Genomic DNA, 7,063 nt, shown 5'->3' with positions numbered 1-7,063 from the left:
CCGGCGGATTACCGACATTCCGCCGGGCATGGCCCGGCGCTACCGATTGGCGGTTGCCAACCGTCCCGCTCTTGGTAGGTGCCAACCTTGGTTGGCACGCCTGTCAGGCGTAAGCGTCCAACAACCCGCGCTGGCGGATCAGCTGCGACGCCGACACCGTGGTGTCGCCCAGTGACGGTTCTCCGTCACCACCGCGACCGCCGCCGGCCGTCTGGCTGCCCGGATTGCCGTCGCCGCTGTGCTGCTGGCCGACATCGGCATGGGCCAGCTGGAAGCCCTGCTCGCCGAGCAGTTCACGCAGGCGCGGCAGGCTGCTTTCCAGCGCCTGGCGTACATCCACATGCGGGCTGCTGAAGCTGGCATGCACCTTGTCGCCGTTCATCTGCAGGCGCACGTCCACCGGACCCAGGTCTTCCGGGTTGAGGCGGATGTGGGCATGGCCGATCTTCTGGTCAGCCAGCCAGCCGATGCGCGCGCCGATGGCCTGGTCGAAACCATCGTCGCCCAGCACCGGCTTCGGTGTGGGTTCGCCATTGAAGACGGCATTGCTGGCCAGTGCGGCCTTCAGATCCTGCAGGGCGGCGGGCAGCGGGGGCTGCAGCGGCGCCGGCGGCGCGCGGTCGCCGATCTGCAGGCTGTCGCCATCCTCGGCCCGATCCAATGCCTTGCCACCCAGCACCAGCTCGGGCAACGGCAGGCCGCTGGCCTCAGCGTCGCCGGCAGCGGATGCCGATGCATTGGTGGCTGGCGCTGCCGCACCCTGTGCCGCGTTGGCGGCCACTGCGGCGGCCGACAGTGCCTGTGCAGCGGACGGCAGCGCTTCGGGATCGCTGGCGGTTGGCGGCGGCAGCGCCGGTGTCGGATCGACGCCGGTGGGCACGGCCAGCATCAGGCCGGCCAACCCCAGTGGTGGCCAGGGCGCGTCGTCCGCGCTGGCCGGCGCGTCCTTGTCATCGGCCGCTGCCGACGTTGCCGGTACAGCGGGTGTCGATGTCGTGGCGTCCGTGGCGGCGGTTTCGCCGTCGGCCGGTCGCGGCGTCGCCTTGCCCGGATTGCCATCGGAGGTTGACGTGGCGTTGGCCGGCTTCGCGGGGCTGCTGGCGGTGGCCGCCGCGCCGGTAGTGCCGGTCGACGCGCTGCCGCCCTGCAGCATCTGGCCGAAATCCTTGCCCGAATCAGTGCTCGAGGTGCGCGTACTGCTGGCATTGCCGCTGCCGCCGGGCGTCGGTGCGCTGGCGTTGCTGCTCAGGGGGGAAGGCATCACGACCGGCCTCCCTGCTCGCCATCATCCTGGTCTTCGGTCTGTGCCAGGCGCGCGCGGCGTGCGCCGATGTCATCCATCTCGCGCTGGTCGCGGCGGTCGGTCACCACCTTTTCCTGCGCGCGGTAGCTGGCGGCCAGCTGTTCCAGCACCGCCTTGTCACGGCTGGCCAGGATCAGGCGCGCACGCTCGGCTTCCACTTTTTCGCGGTTGCCGTTGACGGTCTGCTGCTGCTGTTCCACCGCGCTGTCCAGCCGGTCCAGGAAGGCGCGCCGGTTCAGCAGCTGCGCCGGGCTGGTCGCGGCCATCTGCGCGTCGGCCATCTGTTGCGAGGCATATTCCTCGGCGTAGCGACGCAGTTCGTCCAGGCGTGACAGATGGGTGTCGAGCACGGTCTGGCGCTCGGCCAGGTCGCGGGCGACCGCGTCTTCGTGTTCCTGGGCCCGCTTCAGCAGCGGATCGATGCGCTTGGACTGGATCATGTCAGCCTCTCATTCTCTTGTTCCACCAGGCGCTGCAACGCCGCCTGGCTGTGCGGTAGATCTGCGGCCTTGGCGACATCCTGGCCGAGGAATTCCATGATTTCCGGCCAGCGCTCAAGGGCTTCATCGGTCGCCGCGTCGTTGCCCCGCTGATAGGCGCCGATGGCGATCAGGTCGCGGTTGGCCGAGTAGGCCGAGACCAGCCGCTTCAGCTTGCGGATGCGCAGGCGCCACGGTTCGTCGGCGATTTCCGTGACCACGCGGCTGACCGACGATTCCACGTCGATCGCCGGGTACAGGCCGCTGTCGGCCACGCGGCGCGAGAGCAGGATGTGGCCGTCGAGGATCGCGCGCGCGGCATCGGCGATCGGATCCTGCGGATCGTCGCCCTCGGTCAGCACGGTGTAGAAGGCGGTGATCGAACCGCGGCCCTTGGCGCCATTGCCTGCACGTTCGACCAGTGCCGGCAGCTTGGCGAACACCGAGGGCGGATAGCCGCGGGTGGTCGGCGGCTCGCCCACCGACAGGCCAATCTCGCGCTGCGCCTGGGCGAAGCGGGTCAGCGAATCCATCAGCAGCAGGACGTTCAGGCCCTGGTCGCGGAACCACTCGGCGATGGCGGTGGCGCGGTAGGCACCATGCAGGCGGGCCAGCGGCGGACGGTCGGCCGGGCTGGCCACCACCACGGCGCGGCGCAGGCCTTCCTCGCCGAGGGTGCTTTCAACGAAATCGCGCACTTCGCGGCCACGCTCACCGATCAGGCCGACCACGATCACGTCGGCGGCGGTGTAGCGGGTCATCATGCCCAGCAGCGTCGACTTGCCGACGCCGGAACCGGCGAACAGGCCGACACGCTGGCCACGGCCGATCGGCAGCAGTGCATTGATCGCGCGCACGCCCACGTCCAACGGCTGGGTGATCGGCTCGCGTGCCAGCGGATTGATCGAGACGCCGGCCATGCCGACGTGGCCTTCCGCGCGGATCGGGCCCTTGCCGTCCAACGGCACGCCATCGCTGTCGATGACGCGGCCGAGCAGGCCTTCGCCCACTTCCACGCCACCACGGCGGGCCGATGGCACCACCCGCGCATTCGGCAGCAGGCCGTGCAGTTCGGCGCTGGGCATCAGGTAGGTGCGTTCGCCGGCGAAGCCGACCACTTCGGCATCGACCCAGCCGCCATCGACCACTTCCACCTTGCAGCTGGCGCCGAGCGGTGCTTCGCAGCCGACCGCTTCCAGGGTCAGGCCGACCGCCCGGCGCAACACGCCCTCGCGGATCAGCCCGCGGCCGTGCGCGGTGTCGACCTTCAGGCTGTCCAGGCGGTTGCCCAGGCGCAGATTGCGGGCAACGGCCCAGTCGGCCGGCGGCGACGGTGTCGCGGCGGTATCGGTGTTCATGCGATGGCTCCGGTCTGGCGGATCACGGCATCCAGGGCGCCGCGCAGGCGCGCTTCCAGCGTGCCGTCGATGCGCACTGCTTCAGCATGCACGCGCAGGTCACCACGGCTCAGGCTGGTGTCGGGCACCAGGCGCTGCTGCGGCGACAGGGTCAACAACGGGGCGAGGGCGGTGATGTCATCCGGATGCAGGCGCACCTCCACCTCACGGTTGCTGCCGCCTACGGCGTCAATCGCCTCGCCGACCAGTTGCCCCAGCAGCGCCGGATCGGCCTCGTAGGCACGGCCGACCAGCGCACCGGCGATGCGTACCGCCAGTTCGCCGAGGGCGCCGACCACTTCATTTTCCAGGCGCGCCAGCGGCCGTCCGAAGTTGTCGAGGATGCCCTCGATCTGCGCGACCAGCCGGCGCACCTCGGCCTGGCCCTGGCTGAAGCCATCGGCATGGCCGTGGTCGAAACCTTCTTTCTCGGCGCTGTCCTGGATCGCCTGGATTTCTTCCAGGGTAGGCAGCTGCAGCGGCGGCTCCGGCTCATGCTCCGGGTCCGGCTCGGTGAGTTCGAAGGCATCGTCGTGGTCCAGCACCGGTTCGGGCTGGGCCAGCAGATCCGGGGCAAGCCAGCGCACGACGTTGCTCACAGCATCGCCTCCGCGCTGCCACCGATGGTGACGGTGCCCTCATCGGCCATGCGCTTGACGATGGCCAGGATCTCGCGCTGCGCCACTTCCACGTCGGACAGGCGCACCGGGCCGCGCGCTTCCATGTCTTCCAGCAGGATCTCGGCCGCGCGCTGGGACATGTTGCGGGTGATCTTGTCGCGCACCTTGATGTCGGCGCCGCGCAGCGCCAGGCCCAGTCGTTCGCCGCTGACTTCGCGCAGCACCAGCTGCATCTCGCGGTCGTCCAGGTCCACCAGGTCGTCGAACACGAACATCAGGTCCTGGATGCGGCCACTCAGCGGTGCGTCGATGCGTGCGATCTCGCCCAGGATCGCCTGGTCCTGGCCGCTGTCCATGAAGTTGAGGATGTTGGCCGCACACTGCACGCCGCCGATGTTGGACGACTTCAGGTTCTGGTTGCCGGCGAACTGGCGTTCCATGATCTCGTTGAGTTCGTTCAGCGCATTGGGCGGAATGCCGTCGAGGGTGGCGATGCGCAGCAGCACGTCCACACGGGTGCGGTCGGGCAGCAGCTTCAGCGCGTCGGCGGCTTGGTCGGTCTCCAAGTGCGCCATCACGATCGCGATGATCTGCGGGTGCTCGTTGCGCACCAGATCGGCCACCGCACGCGGGTCCATCCACTTCAGTGCATCCAGGCCGGTGGTATTGCGGCCCAGCAGGATGCGGTCGATCAGGTTGCCGGCCTTCTCGCTGCCCAGCGCCTGCACCAGCATGTTGCGGATGTAGTCGTCCGAGCCCACGCCCAGCGAGGTCTTCGAGCCCAGTTCCTGGCTGAACTGGTCCATCACCCGTTCCACCTGTTCGCGGGTGATGTCGGACATGGTGGCCATGGCGATGCCGATCTTCTGCACCTCCTTCGGCTCCATGTGGCGCAGCACTTCGGCCGCGTCCAGTTCACCCAGCGACAGCAGCAGGACGGCGGCGCGCTGCACGCCGGTCAGGGGAGCGACCTCAGTCATTGGCCACCCAGCCCTTGACCACCTGGGCCACGCGCTTGGAGTCGGTCTTCACGGCTTCACGCGCCATCCGCAGTCGTTCCTCATAAGAATCCACCGGCAGGGCCAGAGCTTCCGGCCCGCCCAGGCTTGCCCGGTCGGCGCCCAGCGCCGGCAGCGGGGTGCCATCGTCATCGACCAGCTGCACGTCCGCGGTATGCGGCTCCAGCGCCAGTTCTTCGTTCTTGCGGTTCTGCCCGGTGATGCCGCGCAGTGCCGGGCGCAGCACGCCGAACAGCAGCGCCATCACCACCAGCGCACCCAGCAGCATGCGGCCGGCATCGTGCACCCACGGCAGTTCCCACCAGGCCGGGCCTTCCACCGGCGTGGTATCACGCACGAACGGGGCATTCATCACCGACACGGTGTCGCCGCGCTCGGCACTGAAGCCGACGGCCTGCTTGACCAGTGCCTCGACCCGGGTCAGTTCGGCCGCCGACAGCGGCTGCGGTGCAACCTTGCCGTTGGCGCCGGCGCGCGGCACGTTGTCCACCAGTACGGCGACCGATACGCGCTTGATGCGGCCGGCCGGCTGCCGGGTGTGCTGCAGGGTACGGTCCAGCTCGTAGTTGCGGGTCGCGTTCTTGCTGCTTTCGGTTGGCGCCTGCGCGGTCGCCGGTGCCGCGGCCTGGCCCGGCGGGCTGTTGCTGGTGGCACCCGGTACGCCCTGCGGGCCCGGCGTGCTGCTGCTGTTCTCGCTCATCTGCTCGCTGCGCAGCTTCTGCGGCTCGCCGTTGTAGAGCTCGCGCGCTTCTTCGGTCACCGAGAAGTCCATGTCCACGCTGACTTCCGGATTGACCCGGCCGGGACCGGTCATCGGTTCCAGCAGTTCGCGGATGCGCTGGTTGAACGAGGTTTCCTGGCGGCGCACCTGTTCGAACTGGGCAGCGTTGACCGCTGCTTCGCTGTTCGGGTCACTGACGCTGAGCATGCGCCCGCTCTGGTCGACCACGGTGACCCGTTCCGGCGCCAGATCGGGAATGGCGGCAGCCACCATGTGCACGATCGCATCGACCTGGCTGCGTTCCAGCTGCTGGCCGCCGCGCAGTTCCAGGGTGACCGAGGCACTGGCCACGTCACGCTGGCGGGTGAACGCGCTGGGCTTGGGAATGGCCAGGTGCACGCGTGAGTCTCGCACCGGGCGCAGCGTGTTGATGGTGCGCGACAGCTCGGTTTCCAGCGCGTGCTGGTAGCGCGCGCTTTCCACGAACTGGCTGACGCCGAAACCCGGGTCGCGTTCCATCAGTTCAAAGCCGAGCTTGCCGCTGTCGGTCAGGCCCGAGCCCGCCAGTTTCAGGCGGGCATCGTGCAGGTTCTTTTCCGGCACGGTGATGCCGCCGGTGGCCGGGTCCAGCTGGAACGGAATCTGTGCGGCACGCAGCAGGTCGGTCGCTTCAGCGGTCGCCTTCTGGTCCAGGCCGGTGTACAGCGGCACCATGCCCGGCTTCTGCGACCAGAAGAACACGAACAGCCCGGCCGCCACGGCCACGGCGATCATCGCCATCAGTCCGAGCCGACGGGTGATCTGCAGGCTTTGCAGCCGGTCGAACCACTGGCCCGCCTTTTCGGCGTTCAGGGATTCCTTGGAGAGCGACAGGGCCATGCGGTTCTATCCTTACAGCGGCATGTTCATCACGTCCTGGTAGGCCTGGACGAGACGGTTGCGGACTTCCACGGTGGCGCGGAAGGCGATCTGGGACTGCTGCGAGGCGACCATCACCTTGGCCAGGTCGGCGCCGGGTTCACCCAGTTCGAAGGCCTTGGCGAGGGCGCCGGATTTCTGTTGCGCGTCGTTGACGCCGGCGATGGCGCCGCGCAGGGTTTCGGTGAAGCTGGCAGGCTGGACCTGCGGCGCATCCAGCGCCGTGCCCGGCAGGGCATTGCTACGCGGCGCTTCGGCCAGCGGGTTGAGCGCGGGCTGTCCCACCTGGGTCTGGTAGGAGCGGATCTGGGAAAGGATCGAAGTGACGGAGTGGGACATCTGCAACGGTTCCAGAAACAGGGATGGGGGTGTCTGCTGGAGCTAGTGCAAGTGCCGTGCCGAAATGGCTGATCGGTTCAGTGAAGTGAGGGTTGGGGGTTGTTCGGCAGGGCTGCGCCCTGCACCTGCCGAAGCAACGGCAACGTCAACGTCAAAAACCTGCATTCCGTGGGATGGCGGGGTGGGTCCGGTTGCGGGGGACGCCGCAAGTACGTCCATGTAAGCTCGGTCGCCGCATCCATGCGGCTCACGCCCCCGCAACCGGAC

Annotated in this window: 7 protein-coding genes; all 7 read right to left on the bottom strand. The window is 68.5% G+C overall.

Annotated features, from left to right (window positions below; all coding sequences use genetic code 11):
• Positions 1–103: 103 nt before the first annotated feature.
• From ACFX4F_RS15030 to fliE, 7 genes are read right to left on the bottom strand one after another with little or no spacing between them, the layout of a single operon-like run.
• Complete coding sequence (locus ACFX4F_RS15030) at positions 104–1,261, bottom strand: flagellar hook-length control protein FliK (RefSeq protein ID WP_380656629.1); 1,158 nt, start codon at positions 1,259–1,261, stop codon at positions 104–106.
• Positions 1,261–1,743: a flagellar export protein FliJ gene (gene fliJ / locus ACFX4F_RS15025; RefSeq protein ID WP_089241011.1), complete on the bottom strand. Its 483-nt coding sequence runs from the start codon at positions 1,741–1,743 to the stop codon at positions 1,261–1,263. Before fliJ ends, ACFX4F_RS15030 begins: the two co-directional genes overlap by 1 nt.
• Entirely contained in the window at positions 1,740–3,140 is a 1,401-nt protein-coding gene (locus tag ACFX4F_RS15020) for a FliI/YscN family ATPase (RefSeq protein WP_099818396.1), read from the bottom strand. Before ACFX4F_RS15020 ends, fliJ begins: the two co-directional genes overlap by 4 nt.
• Positions 3,137–3,778 (bottom strand): FliH/SctL family protein, encoded by a 642-nt coding sequence (locus ACFX4F_RS15015; RefSeq protein WP_099818397.1) that lies wholly within the window; start codon positions 3,776–3,778, stop codon positions 3,137–3,139. The genes ACFX4F_RS15020 and ACFX4F_RS15015 overlap by 4 nt, the downstream gene beginning before the upstream one ends.
• Complete coding sequence (gene fliG, locus ACFX4F_RS15010) at positions 3,775–4,761, bottom strand: flagellar motor switch protein FliG (RefSeq protein ID WP_099818764.1); 987 nt, start codon at positions 4,759–4,761, stop codon at positions 3,775–3,777. The genes ACFX4F_RS15015 and fliG overlap by 4 nt, the downstream gene beginning before the upstream one ends.
• 10 nt (positions 4,762–4,771) lie before the next feature.
• Entirely contained in the window at positions 4,772–6,418 is a 1,647-nt protein-coding gene (gene fliF / locus ACFX4F_RS15005; RefSeq protein ID WP_099818398.1) for a flagellar basal-body MS-ring/collar protein FliF, read from the bottom strand.
• Between the two features lie 12 nt (positions 6,419–6,430).
• Positions 6,431–6,796, bottom strand: coding sequence for a flagellar hook-basal body complex protein FliE (gene fliE, locus ACFX4F_RS15000; RefSeq protein WP_380656623.1), 366 nt, complete (start codon positions 6,794–6,796; stop codon positions 6,431–6,433).
• Between the last annotated feature and the right edge of the window lie 267 nt (positions 6,797–7,063).

It is taken from the genome of Stenotrophomonas sp. YIM B13575 (assembly GCF_042787595.1).
Classification (GTDB): Bacteria; Pseudomonadota; Gammaproteobacteria; order Xanthomonadales; family Xanthomonadaceae; genus Stenotrophomonas; species Stenotrophomonas lactitubi_B.
This window is presented reverse-complemented; position numbering and strand designations above follow the sequence as displayed.